Here is a 21,879-nt window from a genome sequence, read left to right as displayed (position 1 = left end):
TCCTTAATGCGCGCCTTCATAGGCTTCTTCACCCTCACCAAGGCTGTCCTTGTCGAGGTATTTTCCGGTGCTTTCCGGCCCTTCCACATACTCAAGATACGACCGGTACAGGAATGCGATGGCATGCAGGAACACCATGGCCGCAAAGGCAACCAGAAGGATCTTGAACAGGAAGTATGCGTTAAAGCCATTGGGGCTGAACCCGATGGTCTCCACATTCCAGCGCAGCGCGCGGGACTTGGCCACCAGACGATCCAGCGTGTCACTGGCCGAAGGTTTCGGCACGATCAGGTGCCGCCACATGAAGTACCAACCATACATCCAGGTCAGCACAGCCATGGGCATCATGAACAACACCGCGCCTAACATATCAACCACGCGCTTGGCGCGGTGGCTGATGCCGGCGTAGATCAGGTCAACGCGCACATGCCCGCCCTGCACAAATGTGTAGGTACAGCACAGACAAACCACCATGGCGTTGTAAAGTTTCAGTTCTTCCGCAAACCAGCTGATGTCCATCTGGAACGGGATCCCCAAGCCGAACGACATATCAGGGCGCGTAAACACCCGCTGCATGAAGACAATCACGATCTGCTGAATCACCATCAGCAGACCCGCCCACGCAAAGAAGCGGCCGGTAGTGTTTGCAAACCCTTCCAGCCCACGCACGATGGCCCACATGAAGTTCCGGTAGTAGAGCCCGATTGCGGTCAGAACCAGAAAGAAGGTGAAAACCACGAAGAAGAACTCGACCGAGCCTCCGTAGTAGACAAAGCGCATGATCGCCTCTTTGTCGGACCAGTTCAGCCAGAGCTGCGGATGCGTGATAGCGTATCCGAAATTATAGAAGGCTTCGGCAATGTTCTGAATGAACCAGATCAGTCCATTCCACAGGGCGCCGAAAAACGAAATACCGTTGTCGTCCTGCATGTTGTCCCCGGGTCTCGTCAGTTGCATTGCTGATTATAGCGGCATGATGGGTCCGCGCATATGCAACAGGAAAGGCTTCCCCGCTGATGCGGGGAAACCGTTTGCTCATTTGGCTCGAATTTAGCCGCGAACGCGGTCGCGCTGAGCGGTGTAGGCACCCGACGACAGGTTGATCCAAGCAGACGAAGCCGCCATAGACGCCATTGCGCTGTCGTGGATTTTCTTAAACAGCTCGTCGCCCATGTTCTCGTCCAGAACCTCTTGCGACGCCTGGCCAAATGCATCCCAAACGCTGTCCGGGAACTCCATGACCTTCACGCCGCCCGACTGCAGACGCTGCAGGGCTGCACCGTTATTGGCCAGGAACTGCGCCAGATTCCACTGGTGCGCTTCGGCCGCTGCGATCTCGATGATCTTCTGCTGTGCAGGTGTCAGTTCGTCAAAGACGTCACGGTTTGTGGCCAGCGACAGACCCGCGCCTGGCTCATGGAAGCCCGCAGTATAGTAGGTCTTGGTGATTTCCTGGAAGCCCGCCTTTTCGTCGGCCCAGGGACCGATCCACTCGGTTCCGTCAATCGCACCCGAGGACAGCGCCTGATACACTTCCGAACCCGGAATGTTCTGAACCGACGCGCCCAGCTTACCCAGCGCCTGGCCACCCAGGCCCGGCATACGGAACTTCAGGCCCTGGAAATCTTCGGGGCTGTTGATCTCTTTCGAGTACCAGCCACCCGCCTGCGCGCCGGTGTTCCCGGCCAGGAAAGACTTGAGGCCAAAGATCGAACCCAGCTCGTCATGCAGCTCCATGCCGCCATCGTGGTAATACCAGTTCACCAGTTCCTGCGCGGTCATGCCGAACGGAACAGCAGTGAAGAAGGCATAGCCCGGGTGCTGACCCACAAAGTAATAGTCCGCCGCGTGGTACATATCGGCCTGACCGGACGACACCGCGTCAAAAACCTCAAACGCGCCAACCAGCTCACCAGCGGCCTTGATCTCAACATTCAGGCTTCCGTCCGACATCGCGTTGATGCTGTCGGCACAGCGCTGCGCGCTGTCAAACACGCCCGCCAAGCCACGGCCCCACGACGTCACCATGGTCAGGGTACGCTGGCCCTGAGCATAAGCCGGCGCCGCCAGAGCGGTTGCTGCAGCTGCCGATCCGCCCAGCGCGGATTTTTTCAAAAATGAACGACGATCCATATGAGTGTTCCTCCCCTTCATAGTCATAATCCGGCACAGCCGGACCTGTCGTATTCAGTGCGCGTCAGACTAATGACAGTGTTGTGAATGGGAATACCTACTACTGCGTAGAAAGCCGGGTTTCTGACCTTTTTTAGCGAGAAAACCCTTGGTGAGTTCCAGTTCAGCCGGGCTTTTGACGTCCTTTGGGTATGGAAATGTTCAATCTTTTTGCATTTTTGCTGCCACTTGCGTATCGATTCGACCATGCACAGACTTAGAAACCTGGTTTCGCTGACTTATGCGCAGAAATTGTCGTTGGTTGCGGCCATACCATTGGTCGTCGCTGTTGCGGCAATTGCCGTGTTGGTCGCCTATCAGGCGCGCGCCACCGCTGAGCGCGAGATCGAGGCCCTGGAACGCCGTCTGATCGAAGCCAAGAAGGAAGAGCTGCGCAACTACGTAACGCAGGCGCGCAACGGTTTTGCCTATATCTATGGTCGGGCTGAACCAAATGATGAAGTGGCCAAAAACCTCGTCACGCAGATCCTGTCGGCGATGATCTATGGTCAGGACGGGTTCTTCTTTGTGTATGACTATGACGGAAACAACCTTGTCAGCCCCCGCCAGACGCAATTCATCAACCAGAATTGGGAAGGTCTGACGGATAGCGAAGGCACGCCAATCGTCAACGAGTTCATTCGCCTCGCTCGCCAAGGGGCAGGATGGCACAGTTTCATGTGGCAGAAGCCCTCAACTGGGCAAGAAGCGCAGATGATCGCCTATGTTGTTGGCCTTCAGGACTGGCGCTGGGTCGTCGGGACCGGGGTGTTCATCGATGACATCGTGGCCACCGTTGCCAACGCACGGGCCGAAGTCGAAGCCCGCGTACAGCGCACATTCATGTATATCGGCGCGATTGTACTGGCCGCTGTCCTCATCGTTTTTGCGTCGGGCATGTTGCTGAACATTCGCGAGCGCAGGTTGGCCGATGCTAAGCTGAAGGAACTGACCCAGCGTGTGTTTGACGCACAGGAAGAAGAACGGGGCCGGGTCGCACGTGAATTACATGACGGGATCAGCCAAATTCTTGTCGGCGTTCGATATGCTTTGGACAACGCGCGGCGGCGTCTGACTCGGGGTGATGACGAAGGTGCGCTCGCTCCGCTGGAAAAAGGGATCGACAACCTGGGGGCCGCCATTACCGAGGTGCGGCGCATCAGCCGTGACCTGCGTCCGGGCGTGTTGGACGATCTGGGCCTTGGTCCCGCGTTGAAGGCCCTGACCGACGATTTCCGAGACCGTACCGGGATCGAGACCGAATTCTCCACCGTGGTCTTCCGAAACCGGCTGGATCAGGACAGCAAGATCGCCCTTTATAGAATTGCGCAAGAAGCGTTGACCAATATCGAACGCCATTCGGGGGCCACTCATGTTACCATAGACCTGCGCGGACATAAGAAAGGTGCAACTATGCGGATCACCGACAATGGCCGTGGGTTGCGCACTGAGCCCGGAACAGCAACCACAGGCATCGGGCTGCGTAACATGCAGGAACGTATCGAACAGCTTGACGGGTCCTTGCGGATTCTGTCATCACGCGGACCGCGTGGCGGGACGGTGATCGAAGCCAGCTTGCCGCTGAGCCACCTTCTGCCACCGCAGGAAGACGCAACTCCGAACCGAAAGGCTGGTACATGAGCTCTGACAGAACCCGGGTTCTCATCGTTGACGACCACCCGATGGTGGCCGAGGGCATCCAGTCGATTCTGGAAAGCTATGAAGATATCCAGGTCGTCGGCACGCTGGGCAGCGGTCAGGCGGCCGTGGATCTGGCCGTTGATCTGGCCCCTGATGTGATCCTGATGGATCTGAACATGCCTGGCCTGGGCGGTCTCAGCGCGACGGAAATCATCCTCGAACGTCTGCCCGAAACGCGCATCCTGATCCTGTCGATGCATGACAGTCCTGAATACATCACAACCGCGCTCAGCCACGGTGCCAAAGGCTATGTACTCAAGGATGTACCTACGGAAGAGATCAGGCAGGCCATCGACGCTGTCATGCAGGGCAAGCAATATCTGTGCACCGGTGCCAGCGGATCCCTGAAACCCAAAGAGGATAGTGCGCGCGAAGCGCTCACCGGGCGCGAACAGACGATCCTATTGGAACTTGCACAGGGCAAGTCCAACAAAGAGGTTGCCCAAAAGCTGGAGATTTCAGTGCGAACGGTCGAGACCCACCGGAAGAACATCAAGCGCAAGCTTGGCATTTCCTCAACAGCTGGTCTGACCCGCTATGCACTGGAACACGGCGTTCTGCAAGGCACTGGCGTCGGCTTTTGATCTGCATACTCCCGCAGCGCGGCACGCGCTGCCCTGCCCAACCAGAGAAGACGCGCCGCTGGCGTGTCGACGATGGGCGGGAGTGTTCACGCTCGGGGCCTAATGTCCTGACCAAAGAACACCAGTGTCCCGTCTTCATCCAAAACGTGAAACTCACGCTGCAAATAAGGCTGGTCAAACGGCGGTCGTACACGCCCCTTGGGCAAATCGGCTAACCCGGCGCGCCAGCTTTCATACAGGCTATCCACATCGTCCACATCAATGTAAAACGACTGGTCGTCGCCCAACGGCCTGCCATCCGGGCGCGGCGGGCATTCCAATAAGCGCATGGCCACCGGTCCCAGCGACAGAAAAGCATAGTTGTCCTGCCTGAACCCACATGTGAACCCCAATCGCTTGCAATAGAAATCGATCTGGTTCTGCAAAGACGAACACAACACAAACGGCGTTAGCTGCAAAATCTCAGGCATCTGAATCTCCGAAAAGGAAGCACCTTCAGTTTACCGGTGTGGTGTCTCAATCCAGTAATTGATCTTTGCGTAGCCCCGCGCGTTCGTAATGGTGTGGCAGAACCCGTCCATACAGTTGCTCAGTCCGTTCGATACCGCCGCACATGCCTTCGGTTTCGACAAATGAAAAGATACCGACATACCGGCGGCGCGGCCCCGTCACCGGCGCTACCCGGTGAAGCGAATATCGCCCCTTGAAAATCTGTAAATCACCGGGCTGAAGCTCTAACTGATGGACGCACGTCATATCCCCGTTCAAAACTGCGGCGACCTCAGCAAAGTTTTCGTCTTCCGTTGTACGAAGATTTGGCGCGTACTCGAACGCGCCCCCTTCTTCACCGTTCTGAATGGCCAGTGTCACCGTGTAATTGTTCGTATCGAAATGCCATGGAAAGCCCTGCCCTTCCTCGACCACGTTAATGATCACATCCGCCAGCGGGTCATCATAACGGAAAAAACGCTCTGCAGGCTCATTCAGGGCATCACGAACGAACGGCAGAAAGGGTTCAAACTCATATATACTCCGCAAAGGCCCCGATTGCGGAAAATTATCCGCTGGAACAAAGGCATTCGAACGATCATAGAACTGTCGGATAGGATGACCGATGCCAAACCGCGGGTCGTCCTTGGTGAAATACGGGTTCGTACGGCTGAAAGAGCGATGCGCATTGGGCGCAACGGCATCGGCCTCTTCAGTCAAAAGAGCGATGCCCTTTTCATGGACAAAACCCGGCAGAACCGCGCATCCATCTTGATCTAGTTCCCGCCTCAAATCTTCGATCAATCGAACATACGCGGGCGAATCCGGGCGATCGATCGGATACCGTCCAAGGTCCAACAGGTCTTGCAGCATTCTCCGCCTCCTTCATGCGCGCCCACAGGGTCAGCGTGACGCAGTCAAATAGGCAGATCATGCCAGTTTCAGACATCGACCTGACGCTTTTGGACCCTCACATGCGTCTAAAAAACCAGTGAAATGAACATCGTTTTCCCGGAAATTCCCAACATGCGGCAATCTGCGCAATAAAATGTCGCAAATAACCGCCGCCAAGATAGAAAATTGGTGCAATTGCCTGTTGACGCCCCTTCCCCCCGACCATAATGTCCCTGCACGCAAAGAAGGAGCCTCTGGCGATGAAAGCGCTAGTCGTAATCGTAGGAAAAACGCGCATGGGCCGGTAACGGAAAACCATAATCGAACCCATGCGCCTCCGAAAAATCGGGGGCTTTTTTTTGGCAAAACGCAAGACACATGTCGCGAACGGAGCAAAGCAGATGACACGTGAGATGACCGGCGCAAAGATGGTGGTTCAGGCCCTCAAGGATCAGGGCGTGGACACGGTATTCGGATACCCCGGTGGCGCCGTCCTACCGATCTATGATGAGATCTTTCTGCAAAACGACATTCGCCACATTCTGGTGCGTCACGAACAAGGTGCAATCCATGCCGCCGAAGGCTATGCCCGGTCGACCGGCAAACCCGGCGTTGCGCTTGTAACGTCCGGCCCTGGCGCGACCAACGCTGTCACCGGCCTGACCGACGCATTGTTGGATTCGATCCCGCTGGTTGTTCTGACGGGTCAGGTTCCGACCTTCATGATCGGTTCAGACGCGTTTCAAGAGGCTGACACTGTTGGCATCACCCGCCCCTGCACCAAGCATAACTGGTTGGTTAAAGACACGGATTCGCTGGCGGAAACGATGCACGAAGCCTTTCACGTCGCCACCTCGGGCCGTCCCGGTCCTGTGTTGATCGACATTCCCAAGGACGTGCAGTTTGCCTCGGGCGAGTACACCAGCCCCAAGCCTTCAACGTCGCATTACCAACCGGTTTTGAAAGGCGACCTGGAAGAGATCACGGAACTGGTTGCCGCCATGGAAACCGCTAAGAAACCGGTCTTTTATACCGGTGGCGGTGTCATCAACTCTGGCCCTGCAGCCAGCCAGTTGCTGCGTGAACTGGTGGACGCGACTGGTATCCCGATCACCTCGACCCTGATGGGTCTGGGCGCTTACCCAGCCTCGGGCGAGAACTGGCTTGGAATGTTGGGCATGCATGGTCTCTACGAGGCCAATTTGGCGATGCATGACTGCGATCTGATGATCAATATCGGCGCACGTTTCGACGACCGGATCACCGGCCGCATCGATGCGTTTTCGCCGAACTCGAAAAAGGCGCATATCGACATCGATCCGTCCTCGATCAACAAGGTAATCCGTGTGGACATACCCATTGTCGGTGACGTGGCGCATGTACTGGAAGACATTCTGAAGATCTGGAAGTCTCGCGGTCGCAAGACGGATGCTGCGAACGTGAAGCAGTGGCAAAACCAGATCGCGGAATGGCGCAAGATCAACTGCCTTGCATATGCCAACAGCGAAAAATCCATCAAACCGCAATACGCGCTGCAACGCCTTGAAGAGCTGACAAAAAAGCACGATCGCTACATCACCACCGAAGTGGGCCAACACCAGATGTGGGCGGCTCAGTACCTTGGGTTCGAAGACCCCAACCGCTGGATGACCTCGGGTGGCCTGGGCACGATGGGCTATGGCTTCCCCGCCTCTATCGGCGTGCAGATGGCGCATCCAGATGCATTGGTGATCAACGTGGCTGGTGAGGCGTCTTGGCTGATGAACATGCAGGAAATGGGCACCGCCGCGCAATACCGTCTGCCCGTGAAGCAGTTCATCCTAAACAATGAACGCCTTGGCATGGTCCGTCAGTGGCAGGAACTGCTGCATGGCGAACGCTATTCACACAGCTGGTCCGAAGCCCTGCCTGATTTCGTTAAACTCGCCGAAGCGTTCGGAGCAAAGGGCATCCTGTGTTCCGATCCTGCCGATCTGGACGACGCGATCATGGAGATGATCAACTATGACGGTCCGGTGATCTTCGACTGTCTGGTTGAAAAGCACGAAAACTGCTTCCCAATGATCCCATCGGGCAAGGCCCATAACGAGATGCTTCTGGGCGAAGCAGAAACGCAGGGCGTGATCGATTCCAAAGGTTCGGTTCTGGTTTAACAAAATTCGACGGATTTGGTCGGGCGCCTTGCCGCGCCCGATATATCAAGGATGATGAAAGGGACATAAATGTCTGCCCTACATATCAAAAAAGGTGCCACCCGCCATTCGGCCTATAACCTACGACCCACCTTTTCGGACGTGCAGGAACGTCACACGATAGCGGTGTTGGTCGAGAACGAACCTGGCGTTCTGGCACGTGTGATCGGATTGTTCTCGGGGCGCGGTTATAACATCGAAAGCCTGACCGTGGCCGAAGTTGATCACACAGGCCACCTCAGCCGCATCACCATCGTCACCACCGGGACCCCCCAGGTTATTGAGCAGATCAAGGCGCAGCTGGGCCGAATTGTAACCGTGCACGACGTGCATGACCTTACTGTCGAAGGCCCTTCGGTCGAGCGCGAACTGGCTATCATCAAGGTCGTGGGTGAAGGCGACAAGCGGGTCGAGGCCCTGCGGCTGGCCGATATTTTCCGCGCCAATGTGGTCGACAGCACTCTGAATTCGTTCATCTTCGAAATCACCGGTGCACCGGACAAGATCGATGCCTTTGCGGACCTTATGCGCCCATTGGGTCTGGTCGAGATCGCCCGTACAGGTGTCGCAGCCTTGCTGCGCGGCGACTAAAATCTGTTCCCCGCCCGCTGACGTTTTAGCGTCTTTCCGGGCGGGGGCACACCTTTGGTTGGTCAGGCAGCACGCTCTCAACCTACACGAGCCTTTTGCGCCATAATTGCCATAGGGTTTGTTTTTCCAGATAAAGATCAGTCTTTTTCGCATAAAGCCTATTGCCATTGAGCTTTGCGGCGCTAGCGTCGAAGCTGCAACGCGGCGTGGGGATACGTTGCTTGGGGTTATTCTGTACGATTACTTTTTGTGCACCCGGTTTTTGCCTCGGTGTTCAATGGGTTTCATTCGAAGACACAGCAATACGTGGAAGGCCATGACTGACGATACCCGCAGCCCTGAAATGTTACGCGCGATGTTCAGCGAGAACCTTCGGCGTTTGGCGCAGCAGCATCGCTCGGTCTCAGCCCTGTGCCGCAAGCTCGGGGTGAACCGCACGCAGTTTAACAGATATCTTTCTGGCGAAAGCGTTCCTCGCCCGGATGTTCTGGATCGGATTTGTCGCTTTTTCGACGTAGATGCCCGAATTCTTCTCCAGCCCTTGGACGAGATCGAGAAATCAGAAAACCACCCGGCCACCAAAACTCTGACTGAGTTTCTGGGTTCGGGTGCAGAGGCGATCGGGAAGTCCGCCTTTTCACTTGGGTTTTATGCCGTCATCGAAAGCCTTTCGGATACACACCGCATGACCTTGTTGCACGCACGACCGCTGGCCCAGTGCACTTTGATACGGGGCTATGTATCACGCACTGCCATGCCAGATGCCACACCGCAAGACCGTGAAATCCAAGGTATCGCCGCCTGTAGCGGCGATACCGTTTATATGCTGACATCCCAACGGGGCGGCCACAACAGCCGGGTCTACCTGATCTCACCCGATCAAAACGGAACTGCGGTTCATTGGCGCGGATCGGTGGTTAATTCCGCGGATACATCCAACCCGGAACCGGTTGTTCTCAAGTACCTGGGGCACGACTCTGCAGCTATTTTTGCCGCTGCGCGCCTGTCCACGAACAATCTTGCACAGCAGTTCTAACCTGCCGCAGTTGTGGGTGTCTGCGCGGCATCGACCTGGGTAATCTGCCGATAAAGATGCCAGCTGGCGTGGCCAAGCACTGGCAAAACGATCAACAACCCCAAAAACCAGGGCACCATCGCGATGAATGTCAAAATCGCGACCAAGGCCCCCCAGCCAAGCATCACAAACAGATTTTCTTTCACGTAAGAAAAACTTGTGATCATGGCGGTCACGAAATCCAGCTCGCGATCCAGCAGCAATGGGATCGAAAGAACGGTGATCATGTACAAAATGGTGGCAAAGACCGCCCCCACGACCGTACCCACGGCCAGCATGGTCAGGCCGTTCAACGTCAGGAACACCTCTGTCGACGTCGATATGTTCGTCATCGTGGCCAGGCCCAGAAACAGGGCAAAGATCATGTGCCCGAGAAAGAACCAAAACAGGAAGACGACAACGATGATTGCACAGATCGAAGGCAACTGCCTGCGGCTTTGCTGCAGTACCACGCCAAAGATCGCACCAAAATCCAAGGGCTCACCCTGCTCAAGCCGGTGCGAGACCTCATAAAGCCCGACCGCTGCGAAAGGTCCGATCAACGGAAACCCGATGGCCGCCAGTACCAGCCAAAAGGTTGTTCCGGTCTGCACAGTCACCCACGCCATGGCCCAACCCGCCAGCACGTAAAAGCCAGCAAAGATCACCCCGAATAGCGGTGCGCGGCGAAAATCAGTCCACGCGCGCTGCAATGCCGTGCGCAGCATGGCGGTATCCACCGGTCGCATTTCCGGCACACCAAAAGGCTTATCCATGTTGTCTCCTCCTCCCGATCCGGCGTTATGACCTCGCCGGTCTCTTGTTTGGCCAGTTGGTTTCGGCGTGATACGCCGCCCCAACCGACAATAGTTTGTGATCCGCGCCCCGTGGACCGAACAGCTGGAACCCCATCGGCAGTCCGTTTGAACCGAAACCCGCAGGTGCGGCCAGACAAGGCAAACCGATCAGACTGACAGGCACCGTGACGTGCATCCATCGGTGATAGGTGTCCATCGTCCGGCCCGCGATACTGGTCGGGTACGGTATCTCGACCCCAAAGGGCCAGACCTGCGCGGATGGCAGAACCAATGCGTCAAACTGTTTGAACAGGTCTGCAGCGCGCCGGAACCAATCCGAGCGGATGACGCTGGCGTGCTGCACCTCCATTGCACACATCGCCAGACCACGATCCAGTTCCCATTGAGCCGTATCTTTCAGATGATCCCTTTGCGAGGCCAAGGGCTCCAGCCCCGCCGCCACGCTGAACGACCGCAGCGTGATCCAACTGGTCCAAAGTTGTTCTGCATCGAAGGGCGGATCAACTTCTTGCACATCAGCGCCAAGGCTTTCAAACACGGTCAAAGCATCTTTGCACAGGTCGAGAATTCCAGGCTCGGTCGGGAACGCCCCGCCCCAATCCCCAAGCCAACCAATCCGCAGACCCTGCAAATCTGCAATTTCCACCGGTGACACCGGAACGCTATCAGAGGCCAAGGGCAGGCGCGGGTCTGGCCCCGAGATAACGTCAAGCAAGATGCCCAAATCCTCGGGGCTGCGGGCCATGGGGCCAAGTGTGGACAGTTGATGCAGAAAGCTGTCGCCGACAGGATCAGACGGCACCCTGCCCCAGCTTGGGCGAAAGCCGTAGACATTGTTCCAGGCCGCTGGGTTACGCAGACTGCCCATCATGTCGGACCCGTCTGCAAGCGCCACCATTCCCGTGGCCAGGGCCACCGCCGCCCCACCGGACGATCCTCCGCAGGTATGGTCGGCGTTATACGGATTGCGCGTCGCACCATAGACCGGGTTGAATGTGTGCGATCCCAATCCGAATTCCGGCGTGTTGGTTTTTCCGATAAGTATAGCCCCCGCATCCCGCATCCGGGCGGCAATCAAATCGTCGCTGTCCGGCACGACGTCCTTGAACAAAGGCGATCCATGAGACGAGACCACGCCTGCCACATTGACCAAATCCTTGACCGCAATTGGCAGACCGTGCAGCGGGCCAGTGATTGGACCGCTATCGCATCTCTGTGCCTCGGCCATCAACGCACTCTCTTCCCGTAACGCTACTATAGCGTTCACATCGCCATTCACCTTAGCGATGCGATCCAGGGTGGCACGCATTACATCGGTGGCTGAAACCTGTCGGGTTGCCAGTTGTTTCACAAGCTCTGCGGCCGATATCCGAGTCAGGTCCATTGCATGCCATTCTGTTGTTGGTCTTCAACAGCCTAGCGAGCGGTTCAGCTCATTTAAACCCACTGTCTAAATGTATCTTTTCTCGACCTCGCCACCGGTCAACAGGATTGAAACGGCATGGGCCAACTCATTCAGAAAAAGAAACAAAATCTTCAGCTGCCGCACAACAGTTGTGCTGCAAAGAAGAAAGACCAATCATGTAATCAGGATACGCCGCCAGTACCTTTTCAGCACGTTCAGAAAAGCGATCTGGCTATGCACCTTAGCTGTCGCCCTGCGCCTCGGACCGGCTTTTGCCTGCAACGTTCAGAGCCAGAGTCGCCGCCATGAACCCGTCCAGATCACCATCCAACACGCCCTTGGTATCCGAAGTTTCGTGGTTGGTGCGCAGATCCTTCACCATCTGGTACGGCTGCAAGACGTAGGACCGGATCTGGTTACCCCAGCCTGCATCGCCTTTGGCCTCATGCGCGGCGTTGATATCCGCGTTCCGACGGTCCAGTTCCTGTTGATACAAGCGCGATTTCAGGGCCTTCATGGCAATGTCACGGTTCTGGTGCTGCGACTTCTCGGATGAAGTCACCACAATCCCGGTTGGAATATGCGTGATCCGTACCGCCGAGTCCGTGGTGTTGACGTGCTGACCACCTGCGCCGGAGGACCGGTAGGTGTCGATGCGGATGTCGGCCGGGTTCACCTCGATCTCGATATTGTCGTCCACCACTGGATAGACCCAGACCGAGCTGAATGAGGTATGGCGCTTCGCCGCCGAGTCAAAAGGCGAAATCCGCACAAGCCGGTGTACACCGCTTTCCGATTTCAGCCAGCCATAGGCGTTGTGGCCCGAAATCTTGTAAGCGGCAGATTTAATGCCCGCCTCTTCGCCTGCGGTCTCGGATTGAAGCTCGACCGTATAGCCCTTTTTCTCGGCCCAGCGAACGTACATCCGCGCCAGCATCGAAGCCCAGTCACAACTTTCGGTTCCACCCGCGCCCGAGTTGATTTCAAGGAACGTGTCGTTGCTGTCGGCCTCACCGTCCAGCAGCGCTTCAAGCTCTTTCTTGGCGGCTTTGCCCTGTAGTGCTTTGATCGCAGCTTCGGCGTCCTGCACGACCTCTTCATCCTCTTCCATCTCACCCAATTCGATCAGCTCGATATTGTCGCTGAGATCGGTCTTGATGGTTTCATAGGTCTCGATGGCGTCGACCAGCATCTGCCGTTCGCGCATCAGCTTCTGCGCGTTCTCGGGGTTGTCCCACAGGTTCGGATCTTCGACACGCGCATTGAATTCCTCAAGGCGATGCGGTGCGGTTTCATAGTCCATACGCTGCGCCAGCAGCTCAAGCGACTTTTCGATTTCCGCCACGATGTTCTGGGTTTCGGCGCGCATGGTCTTGTCCCAACTTGCTCAATCAGGCCTGCGTGATAGCAAGAGGTGCGAGACACCACAAGACAGGCCGGACGCGAATGCAAAGCACATGCGACGAGTTTCTGGACGAATGGAACCTGCATCAGCCAGAGCTGGTTGCCGAGACCGGTCAGGTGCGGGTTTGGAAAGTGTTGTCGAAACACGGACCCGCAGCGTTGAAACTCTATCGCAGACCGGATCGCGGCAACGAAGCACCCGGCAGCGCGCTGCTGAATGCGTGGCGAGACCGGGGTGCGGTTCGTATTTTCAACGAAGAACGGAACGCTGTTTTGATGGAGTGGCTGGATGGTCCGTCATTGGGTGACATTGCGCGTTCGGGACGCCCCGATGACACCACTAGATTCCTTGCCGAAACTGCAGCGCGTCTGCATGGAAAACCCACCGTCCGGGTTCAGGGTTTGAGACCCCTGGACCAGGTTTTCACCCCGTTGTTTAACTGCGCTTTTGCGCCAACATGCCCAACCCTTCTGCCCAACGACGTACTGTCCGCCATGGCCATGGGCCGGCATCTGTTGAATAGCCAGCCAGCGTCCGTGCCTCTTCACGGGGATCTTCACCCTGACAATATTATCATGACCGAGACGGGCCCGCGGGTTTTCGATGCCAAAGGGTATGTCGGAGATCCGGCGTTTGAGTTGGCAAATGCATTACGACACCCAAAAGGGATGCCAGATTTGGTGCGTGGTCCTCAGCAGATCGAAACCTGCCTGTCGCTCTACTCCAAGGTGCTGAGAGTACCAAAGGAACGGCTGGCCCAATGGGCCGCCGCCAAATGCGCCTTGTCCATCCACTGGCGATCGGACGGTGCAATCGATAACGATCCGGAAGCAGACCTTTTGAATCTGCTTCTGTGTCTATCTGATCAGTAAAGCCCGCCAGTGCTCAGGTCGCCCTGCGTGGCTTTGGGCCCGACAGTGACCGTCTGACCTGTCGAGGTCTGAACCTGCACGCCTGCGCGCTGCACTTCCTCGAACAAGGGCAGATCCGAACCGATCGCAAAGCCGCCGTCATAGACGCGGTCGATGAAGCCATCGACGCCATCACGGAAGAATTCAGCAACAACATAGTCACCGCTGGCATCGTCAGGCAGCCGTGCGCCGCTGAAACGGTCGATCTTGATGAAATGACCACCTTCCGGCACCTCGAACGGGCCGCCGCCGTATTTCTCGACAGCTTTTTCCATGAAGCTTTGGAACACAGGGCCACACATCGTGCCGCCGTAAGCCCCCCGCCCCATCGGACGCGGTCGGTCGTAGCCGATGTAACAGCCAGCAACGATGTTCGAGGTAAACCCAATAAACCACGCATCCTTGGATTCGTTGGTGGTGCCGGTTTTGCCCGCTGTCGGCACCGGCAAGTTTACATGGCGCGCGGCAGTACCGCGATCCACCACGCCTGTCATCATTGAGGTCAACTGGTAGGCCGTGATCGCATCCATCACCTGTGCGCGGTTCGTCACAAGGGTCGGAGATTCATCAGGGGCCATCCATGTGGAATCGCAATCCAGACACTGGCGGTCGTCGTGGCGATAGATGGTTTTGCCGAACCGGTCCTGAATACGGTCGACCAGAGTGGGTTCGACCCGCTGACCGCCATTGGCAAACATCGCATAGGCCGCCACCATCTTGTAAAGCGTCGTCTCTTCGGATCCCAGCGAGTTGGCAAGGAATGCCCCCATCCGGTCGTAGACGCCAAAGCGTTCCGCATAGCCTGCAACCACCGGCATCGTGACCTCTTGCGCCAGACGGATGGTCATCAGGTTCCGCGACTGCTCGATCCCGGTGCGCAGCGGCGTCGGTCCGTAGAACTTGTTCGACGAGTTCTTGGGACGCCACAGACCCTGTGGCGTGTTCACCTCAATCGGGGCGTCCACAACTATGGTTGCGGGGCTATAGCCACTGTCCAGTGCGGCGGCATAGACGAAAGGTTTGAAAGACGATCCGGGCTGACGCTGCGCCTGCGTGGCGCGGTTGAACACGGTGTCCTGATACGAGAACCCGCCCTGCATCGCCAAAACACGGCCCGAGTTCACATCCATCGCAACAAAGCCGCCCTGCACTTCGGGCACCTGACGGGCAGACCATTGTCCCTCTTCCCCGGCCATCACAAGGATCACGTCGCCGCGTTTGAAGTTTGCTGCAAAATCGCCCTGCATCCATTTGATGTCCGAGCGTGGGATAATGCCATCGGCGGGTCCATTTTCGATCCCGACCGTGAGTTGCTGGTCAGAGACGCCCAAAACCACGGCAGGATACCACCGGGTCGGCAGCACCACATCGCGTGGAATTTCCATGATAGAAAGAGCTTCGCGCCACTGCGCCTCATCCGCCAGCGCTTCTTCCGGGATCACTTCGCCCGTACCGCGCCACCTGCCGCGCGATCGGTCGTATTTCTGCAGCGCCGTGCGCAGAGCTTTGGCAGCTTCGATCTGCATTTCTTCGTCCACAGACGCACGGACCGTAAAGCCGCCGGTAAAGAACTCACCTTCGCCAAAATCCTCGCTCAGCTGGCGACGGATTTCGTCGGTGAAATAGTCACGCGGCGGCAAAGCGGTGCGGAAACTTTCAAAGTCACCGTTCTGCACCGAACGCAGCGGCATCTCGACTTCGGTCTCATAGGTCGCCTGATCGATGTAACCGTTCTGGTTCATCTCGCGCAGCACGTAGTTGCGGCGGGCGAGCAGGCGTTCTTTTTGACGAACCGGGTGGTAATCCGAAGGTGCCTTGGGCATCGCAGCCAGCATCGCGGCCTCATGCGGGGCCAACTCCTGCAAGGTCTTGTTGAAATAGGTCTGCGCCGCAGCGGTCACGCCATAGGAGTTCTGGCCAAGAAAGATTTCGTTCATGTAAAGTTCGAGGATCTGTTCCTTGTCCAAGGTATCCTCAAGCCTTGTGGCGAGGATGATTTCCTTGATCTTGCGTTCAGCTCGGCGGTCGCCTGACAGCAGAAAGTTCTTCATTACCTGCTGCGTGATCGTCGATGCCCCGCGCACGGTTTCGCCCTTGGTGCGCACTGCCTCAACACCGGCTGCAACAATACCGCGCGGATCGTACCCCTGATGGGTGTAAAAGTTTTTGTCTTCGGCCGAGATGAAAGCCTGTTTCACCAGATCGGGGATGTCCTCGGACGGGGTGAACAGGCGTCGTTCCTGCGCGAATTCATCAATCAGCTGCCCTTTGCCCGAATAAATCCGACTGATGGTGGGCGGCTTATACTGGGCCAGAGATTCATGGCTGGGCAGGTCGCGGCCATACATCCAGAACACCGCACCGATTACCAGTGCGACCATAAAGATACCCAAAGTGACGAGGCTGAAAATCGCCCCGAAAAACGAAAGAATGAACCGGATCACGTTACTGCCTTTTTCTCGCGGTGCCGTCTATATAGTGATGCACCGCCTGAGGGTCAAAACACCAAGCGCATTCTAGCCGGTTTGCGCCGCAAGGTCACTGGCCAATCAGGGATTTGCGGATCACATCCTGCTGTCGCCAATCCTCAAGCCCCTGATAAATCCCCAAAGCCATTTTCGACCGCCATTCCGGATCCTTGAGGTTTCTCAGATCTCTAGGACTGGAAAGAAACCCAAGCTCGACCAGAACCGAAGGAATATCTGCGGCTTTAAGCACCGAAAAAGACGCCGTGCGCAGGGGTTTACGGTTCATGGGACCGCCCTGCTGCGTCATACCGTTGGCAATCGATGTGGCGAGGGACAGCGTGCGCGGCTTGGTCTCCTGCCGTGCCAGGTCCAGCAAAACGTCAGCCACTTGATCATCCGAGCCACTGAGGTCGACGCCAGACAGCAGGTCGCCGCGATCATGCCGTTCCGCCAGTTTCGAACTCGCCACGTCCGAGGCATCATCAGACAAAGTATAGACCGCCGCACCATGGGCCTGCCCCTCGGACAGGGAATCGGCATGCAGTGAGATGAACAGGTCTGCACCCGCCCGGTGGGCCAAAGCAATCCGACGCTCAAGCGACACGAACTGATCCTCAACCCGCGTCAGGACCACTTCATATCCGCCGGAACGCAAAAGTACTTCACGCAGCTCGCGTGCGAAGGTCAGCATCAGGGTCTTCTCATCAACCCCACCAACCTCGGCCCCCGGATCTATGCCGCCATGGCCTGGGTCCAGCATGACGCGCAGGGGTCGATCAGAATTGCGGGGTGCTGTTTGCGGCAAGTTGGCAGGTTCTGGCAGATCCCAACCCGGATTGCGTGGCGCACCTGATGTCGCGTTGAATGTGTCGAAATCCGTGCCTTTAAGGTTCAGGGACAACAAAGCCGCGCCCGAGTCTTCTGCGATCGACAACTGCGCTGTCTCGACCGCCATCGGTGCACCCAGTTCCAGCACCAGACGCGACCAGCCCGGAACATAAGCCCCGAACTGAACACCGCTGATGCGATCAGATTGCAGGAAGTCCGAGGAATTCAACCCTGTCCAGTCGACCTCGTTAAAATCCAAAACCATCCGATAAGGATCCTGCAAGGTGAAGATCCGGTACGGCACACCTTGGCTGAGGCCGATATCCACTCGCACGCCAGTGCGCCCGACATCTGTTATGCGGCTCTGGTCCGGCTGAATACGCGCCAGCGCGCTGAACTCCTGCGCAACTGCACCACTCGCCAGCGCCCAAATCAGGGCGATGCAAAAGAAGATCCTGCTCATAGCCTCAAGTTTTCCCGAGATCGTTTGACCCGCAGCCTATACCACTGGCTGCGTTTTGTGAACGGTTCAGGCCTGTTCCCTGATCGCGCCACGCGCGGCCATGAACAGGCGTAAACGCTCAAGACCGTCTTCGATATCAGCCGTGGCCCTTGCGTAAGAGAAACGCAGGGTCGTGTGACCGCGCTGTGGATCGAAGTCGAGACCCGGAGTTACCGCAACGCCCGCCTTTTCAAGAACCTCGGCCGCGAAGGCACGGCTGTCATTGGTCAGGTCAGACACGTCGGCATACACGTAAAACGCGCCATCAGGCGGAGCGATGTTCGCGAACCCGGCCTTGGGCAGCCCGTCCAGCATCAGCGCCCGGTTTCGGCGATAGACGTCCAGATTGTCCTGCAACTCGTCTTCGCAATCCATCGCGGCCAGCGCTGCAACCTGGCTGGCATGGGGGGCGCAGATGAACATGTTCTGGGCAATCCGCTCAACCACACGCACCTGATCTTCTGGCACCACCATCCATCCGACGCGCCAGCCTGTCATCGAGAAATATTTGGAGAATGAGTTGATCACATAACACTCATCCGTCAGCTCCAGCGCGGTGACAGCTTTGGCTTCGTATTCCAGCCCGTGATAGATTTCGTCACTTATGAACGAAGCCCCCTGCCCCTGCGCCGCTTCTATCAGCGCGCCCATGGACGCATGATCCAACATGGTACCGGTTGGGTTCGCGGGCGAGGCCACCATCAGCCCCTTCAGGTCCATTCCCTGAATATCCTCGGCAACAGGCTGCAACCTGTTTTCAGGGGCAGTGGGCAGATCGACGGGCACCAGCCCCAACGCTTTAAGGATCTGTCGGTAGGACGGATAACCGGGCGCGCCGATACCAACCCGGTCCCCGCTGTCGAACAACGCCGTGAAGGTCAGCAGAAAGCCGCCTGAGGATCCAGGGGTGATGACCACTCGATCCGGGTTCAAGTCAACATCATACCAATCGCCGTAAAGCCGCGCGATCCGCTGCCTGAGCGCGGGCAACCCCAAAGCCACCGTATAACCCAAAGGGCCTTGCTCCATTGCCTTTGCCAGCGCTTCGGTCGCGCCCTTGGGGGCCCCTGTCCCCGGCTGGCCGACTTCCATGTGGATGATATGGCGTCCGGCCTCTTCCGCTTTGCGCGCGGCCTCCATTACGTCCATCACAATAAACGGATCGACCCCGGACCGGGTTGAGTTTCTCATGCCCATCTCCCATGTTGCAGCCATGGCTTTTGAACGCGTATCCAGGCTGGCGTCAATCCCGGCTCTGATGCTTGCAGCTGTCGTCTGGCTTGCGGCAGTGGTTCAAGCCCATGCGCAAAGCCTGATCCGAGATCCCGACATCGAGCATGGGCTGCGTGAACTGGCATTTCCCATCCTGCGCGCGGCCGGTTTGAATACCAACCGCGTTCAAATCCTGGTCATCAACGACAACACGTTCAACGCCTTTGTCATCGACTACAACGCGATCTACGTGAACTACGGACTGATCCTGAGCGTCGAAAGCCCGGAAATGCTGCAGGCTGTGATCGCGCACGAAGCCGCCCACATCGCGAATGGCCATCTGGCACGGCGGGCCGAAAACCTGAAAGCGGCGCAGCGCAATGCCGGCTTTGGCACCGCTCTGGCCTTGCTGGCTGCTGCTGCGGGTGGTGGTGAAGCAGCCCTTGGTATTGCCGCCGGCACCCAGGGCGCCGCCCTTCGCAGCTTTCTGGGCCACACCCGCGCAGAAGAAGCCTCGGCTGACCGAAGCGCTGCAAGTTATCTGCGATGGGCCCAGATTTCGCCCAGCGGCATGGTCGAACTGCATCGGAAATTCGCCGGTCAGGAGCTGCTGAGCGTTGCCAATCAGGACCCCTATATGCGCTCGCACCCGACAAGCCGCGACCGTCTGCGTGCCGCCGAGGCCTTTCTGGACGAGTTTGGTGACAAGGCTATCCCCAACCCTAGCGCCGATTACTGGTTCGCCCGCGTCAAAGGTAAGCTATCCGCCTTTCTGCGGTCTCCAAGCTGGACTTTGCGGCGCGCCAAAGAAGAGACCGACCGTGACATTCGCCTGATGCGAGAGGCGTCGGCGCATCATCAAAACCGCGATTTGTCCCGCGCTCGCGCCGCCATAGATGAGGCTCTGGCCATTCGCCCGAATGACCCTTACTATTACGAACTCAAGGGGCAAATTCTTTTGGAAAACAGGCAAATAAACAAAGCAGTTCAAGCGTATCAGAGCGCGGTGGAAATGGCCCCGAACAATGCGCTGATCCTTGCAGGATATGGTCGTGCGCTGCTGGCGCAGGGTAACACCGATCAAGCCTTGACCGCGTTGGAAAAGGCCCGATCCCGCGATTTTCGCAATGCGCGCCTGATGCAGGATTTGGGCATTGCCTATGCCAAGGTTGGCAACAACGGAATGGCATCCACCGTGACGGCAGAGCGATATGCGCTGCAAGGACGGCTGGATGATGCCGGAATTCACGCAAAACGGGCTGTGGCCCGCTTGCCCGAAGGCTCGCCGGGTTGGCAAAGGGCACAAGACGTGCTGATTGCGTCAGAACGATTCAAGAAAAGTAAAAGGAAACGGAAATGATCCTCAGACATGCTGCACCTGCCCTTCTGGGGCTTTCCATGGCTGCGACTTCAGCGCAGGCGCTGGATTTGAACGCAATGAGCGATGCCGAAAAGGCCGAATTCGGCGCGCAGGTGCGAGAGTATCTGCTTGAAAACCCCGAAGTGATCATCGAAGCGATCAACATCCTTGAACAGCGAAATGCCGCAGCCGAAGCGCTGGCCGACAAGGAACTGATCGCCGCCAATGAAGAAGAACTGTTCAACGATGGCTACAGCTTTGTGGGCGGCAACCCGGACGGGGATATCACACTGGTCGAATTCATGGATTACCGCTGTGGTTATTGCCGCCGTGCCGTACCCGAGGTAGCCAGCCTGTTGGCCGAAGACGGCAATATCCGCTTGGTGATCAAGGAGTTCCCCATTCTGGGTGACGCGTCTGTCCTGTCCTCGCGCTTTGCCGTCGCCACCAAGCACGTGGCGGGCAATGAAGCCTACAAACAGGTCCATGACGCCCTGCTGGAGTTCACCGGCGAGCCATCAGAAGTGTCTTTGCGCCGCATCTCGGATGGTCTGGGGCTGGACAGCGATGCGATCATCGCCGCAATGGACAGCGACCGCGTGACGGACGAAATCACCCGCACCCGCGCACTGGCGCAGCGGATGCAGATTTCGGGCACGCCGTCCTTTGTTCTGGGCACCGAAATGCTGCGTGGCTTCCTGCCTGCCGATCAGATGCAACAAATCGCGGATGGTGTGCGCGCCGAGCGCGGCTGAACACATGGTGAGGCGGCTTAGCCCGCCTCCTACTATTGCAGAGCTCTTCTTTCTTTCAGATCACGAAGGCTCTGCACAGCATTCGCCCCAGCAAATAGCGTGTGGAACCTCTGATCTAACCGTCCCGACCGGGTTCGCTTGGATTACTGGAAAACAGCGCGATCTTGTTTCCTTGCGGATCGCGCATGTAACCAACATAGAAATTAGCCCCATAGGAGTCGCGAAAGCCCGGCTGGCCTTCGTCGGAACCACCTGCGGCAAGTGCCGCCGCGTGAAGGTCACGAACCTGCTTTTGACTTTGCGCCTCGAACGCAACCATCGTGCCATTCCCTGCCGAGGCCGGATGCCCGTCGAACGGGGATTTCACATAGAATTCCGGCAAAGCTTGAGACTGACCTGGCTGAGATGGAAGAGCGTAGCTTAAGTCGCCGTGATACCATTCCAATTCATATCCTAGGGCTGGCAGGAAAGCAGAATAAAACTGCTCTGCAGCTGCAATGTCGTCCACACCAACGGTGATATAGGCGATCATCCCTTT

Annotated in this window: 19 protein-coding genes; 8 read left to right on the top strand and 11 right to left on the bottom strand. The window is 57.3% G+C overall.

Annotated elements, in window-relative coordinates; translation table 11 throughout:
* Positions 1 to 3: 3 nt before the first annotated feature.
* Both I9187_RS11800 and dctP read right to left on the bottom strand, forming a co-directional pair.
* Entirely contained in the window at positions 4 to 930 is a 927-nt protein-coding gene (locus tag I9187_RS11800) for a TRAP transporter small permease subunit (protein ID WP_171179739.1), read from the bottom strand.
* Between the two features lie 120 nt (positions 931 to 1,050).
* The gene (dctP, locus tag I9187_RS11795; protein WP_171179737.1) at positions 1,051 to 2,133 is read right to left on the bottom strand and encodes a TRAP transporter substrate-binding protein DctP; all 1,083 of its coding nucleotides are present in this window, start codon (positions 2,131 to 2,133) and stop codon (positions 1,051 to 1,053) included.
* 246 nt (positions 2,134 to 2,379) lie between these two features.
* On the opposite strand from dctP, the gene I9187_RS11790 reads away from it, so the two are divergent.
* Positions 2,380 to 3,813: a cache domain-containing protein gene (locus tag I9187_RS11790; protein WP_171179734.1), complete on the top strand. Its 1,434-nt coding sequence runs from the start codon at positions 2,380 to 2,382 to the stop codon at positions 3,811 to 3,813.
* A complete protein-coding gene (locus I9187_RS11785; RefSeq protein WP_171179732.1) occupies positions 3,810 to 4,457 on the top strand; it encodes a response regulator transcription factor in 648 nt (215 codons plus the stop codon). The genes I9187_RS11790 and I9187_RS11785 overlap by 4 nt, the downstream gene beginning before the upstream one ends.
* Before the next feature lie 86 nt (positions 4,458 to 4,543).
* On the opposite strand, the gene I9187_RS11780 is transcribed toward I9187_RS11785, so the two are convergent.
* Both I9187_RS11780 and I9187_RS11775 read right to left on the bottom strand, forming a co-directional pair.
* Positions 4,544 to 4,927, bottom strand: a complete 384-nt coding sequence (locus tag I9187_RS11780) for a VOC family protein (protein ID WP_171179730.1) — start codon at positions 4,925 to 4,927, stop codon at positions 4,544 to 4,546.
* 46 nt (positions 4,928 to 4,973) lie between these two features.
* Positions 4,974 to 5,819, bottom strand: coding sequence for a 2OG-Fe(II) oxygenase (locus tag I9187_RS11775; protein ID WP_171179728.1), 846 nt, complete (start codon positions 5,817 to 5,819; stop codon positions 4,974 to 4,976).
* Positions 5,820 to 6,241: 422 nt separating this feature from the next.
* On the opposite strand from I9187_RS11775, the gene I9187_RS11770 reads away from it, so the two are divergent.
* The 3 genes from I9187_RS11770 (at position 6,242) to I9187_RS11760 (ending at position 9,659) form a co-directional block, all read left to right on the top strand.
* Positions 6,242 to 7,993, top strand: a complete 1,752-nt coding sequence (locus tag I9187_RS11770) for an acetolactate synthase 3 large subunit (protein WP_171179726.1) — start codon at positions 6,242 to 6,244, stop codon at positions 7,991 to 7,993.
* Positions 7,994 to 8,062: 69 nt separating this feature from the next.
* Positions 8,063 to 8,623: an acetolactate synthase small subunit gene (gene ilvN, locus I9187_RS11765; RefSeq protein WP_171179724.1), complete on the top strand. Its 561-nt coding sequence runs from the start codon at positions 8,063 to 8,065 to the stop codon at positions 8,621 to 8,623.
* A gap of 316 nt (positions 8,624 to 8,939) precedes the next feature.
* On the top strand, positions 8,940 to 9,659 hold the full coding sequence (locus I9187_RS11760; protein ID WP_171179716.1) for a helix-turn-helix transcriptional regulator: 720 nt from the start codon (positions 8,940 to 8,942) through the stop codon (positions 9,657 to 9,659).
* Here I9187_RS11760 and I9187_RS11755 read toward each other — a convergent pair.
* The 3 genes from I9187_RS11755 to prfB all read right to left on the bottom strand — a co-directional run bounded on the left by I9187_RS11755 (position 9,656) and on the right by prfB (position 13,269).
* On the bottom strand, positions 9,656 to 10,453 hold the full coding sequence (locus I9187_RS11755) for a DUF2189 domain-containing protein (RefSeq protein ID WP_171179714.1): 798 nt from the start codon (positions 10,451 to 10,453) through the stop codon (positions 9,656 to 9,658). The genes I9187_RS11760 and I9187_RS11755 overlap by 4 nt on opposite strands.
* Positions 10,454 to 10,478: 25 nt before the next feature.
* A complete protein-coding gene (locus I9187_RS11750) occupies positions 10,479 to 11,879 on the bottom strand; it encodes an amidase (protein WP_171179712.1) in 1,401 nt (466 codons plus the stop codon).
* A 262-nt stretch (positions 11,880 to 12,141) separates the two neighbouring features.
* Positions 12,142 to 13,269, bottom strand: coding sequence for a peptide chain release factor 2 (gene prfB / locus I9187_RS11745; protein ID WP_171090621.1), 1,128 nt, complete (start codon positions 13,267 to 13,269; stop codon positions 12,142 to 12,144).
* Between the two features lie 77 nt (positions 13,270 to 13,346).
* On the opposite strand from prfB, the gene I9187_RS11740 reads away from it, so the two are divergent.
* A complete protein-coding gene (locus I9187_RS11740; RefSeq protein ID WP_171179710.1) occupies positions 13,347 to 14,177 on the top strand; it encodes an aminoglycoside phosphotransferase family protein in 831 nt (276 codons plus the stop codon).
* Here I9187_RS11740 and I9187_RS11735 read toward each other — a convergent pair.
* From I9187_RS11735 to I9187_RS11725, 3 genes are all read right to left on the bottom strand, one after another.
* Positions 14,171 to 16,660: a PBP1A family penicillin-binding protein gene (locus I9187_RS11735; RefSeq protein WP_209509300.1), complete on the bottom strand. Its 2,490-nt coding sequence runs from the start codon at positions 16,658 to 16,660 to the stop codon at positions 14,171 to 14,173. The genes I9187_RS11740 and I9187_RS11735 overlap by 7 nt on opposite strands.
* Positions 16,661 to 16,754: 94 nt before the next feature.
* Complete coding sequence (locus I9187_RS11730; protein ID WP_171179706.1) at positions 16,755 to 17,975, bottom strand: N-acetylmuramoyl-L-alanine amidase; 1,221 nt, start codon at positions 17,973 to 17,975, stop codon at positions 16,755 to 16,757.
* Between the two features lie 66 nt (positions 17,976 to 18,041).
* The gene (locus I9187_RS11725) at positions 18,042 to 19,205 is read right to left on the bottom strand and encodes an aminotransferase class I/II-fold pyridoxal phosphate-dependent enzyme (RefSeq protein WP_171179704.1); all 1,164 of its coding nucleotides are present in this window, start codon (positions 19,203 to 19,205) and stop codon (positions 18,042 to 18,044) included.
* Here I9187_RS11725 and I9187_RS11720 point away from each other — a divergent pair.
* Positions 19,204 to 20,586 carry a M48 family metalloprotease gene (locus I9187_RS11720; RefSeq protein WP_171179702.1) on the top strand — a complete coding sequence of 461 codons (1,383 nt, stop codon included), beginning with the start codon at positions 19,204 to 19,206 and terminating at the stop codon, positions 20,584 to 20,586. The two genes, I9187_RS11725 and I9187_RS11720, sit on opposite strands and share 2 nt — an antisense overlap.
* Positions 20,583 to 21,341, top strand: a complete 759-nt coding sequence (locus I9187_RS11715) for a DsbA family protein (RefSeq protein ID WP_171179700.1) — start codon at positions 20,583 to 20,585, stop codon at positions 21,339 to 21,341. The genes I9187_RS11720 and I9187_RS11715 overlap by 4 nt, the downstream gene beginning before the upstream one ends.
* Before the next feature lie 115 nt (positions 21,342 to 21,456).
* Here the strand turns inward: I9187_RS11715 and I9187_RS11710 are convergent, their stop codons facing one another.
* Positions 21,457 to 21,873, bottom strand: a complete 417-nt coding sequence (locus I9187_RS11710) for a VOC family protein (protein WP_171179698.1) — start codon at positions 21,871 to 21,873, stop codon at positions 21,457 to 21,459.
* Between the last annotated feature and the right edge of the window lie 6 nt (positions 21,874 to 21,879).

This window comes from Ruegeria sp. HKCCE4148 (genome assembly GCF_017872495.1).
GTDB lineage: Bacteria > Pseudomonadota > Alphaproteobacteria > Rhodobacterales > Rhodobacteraceae > Ruegeria.
This window is presented reverse-complemented; position numbering and strand designations above follow the sequence as displayed.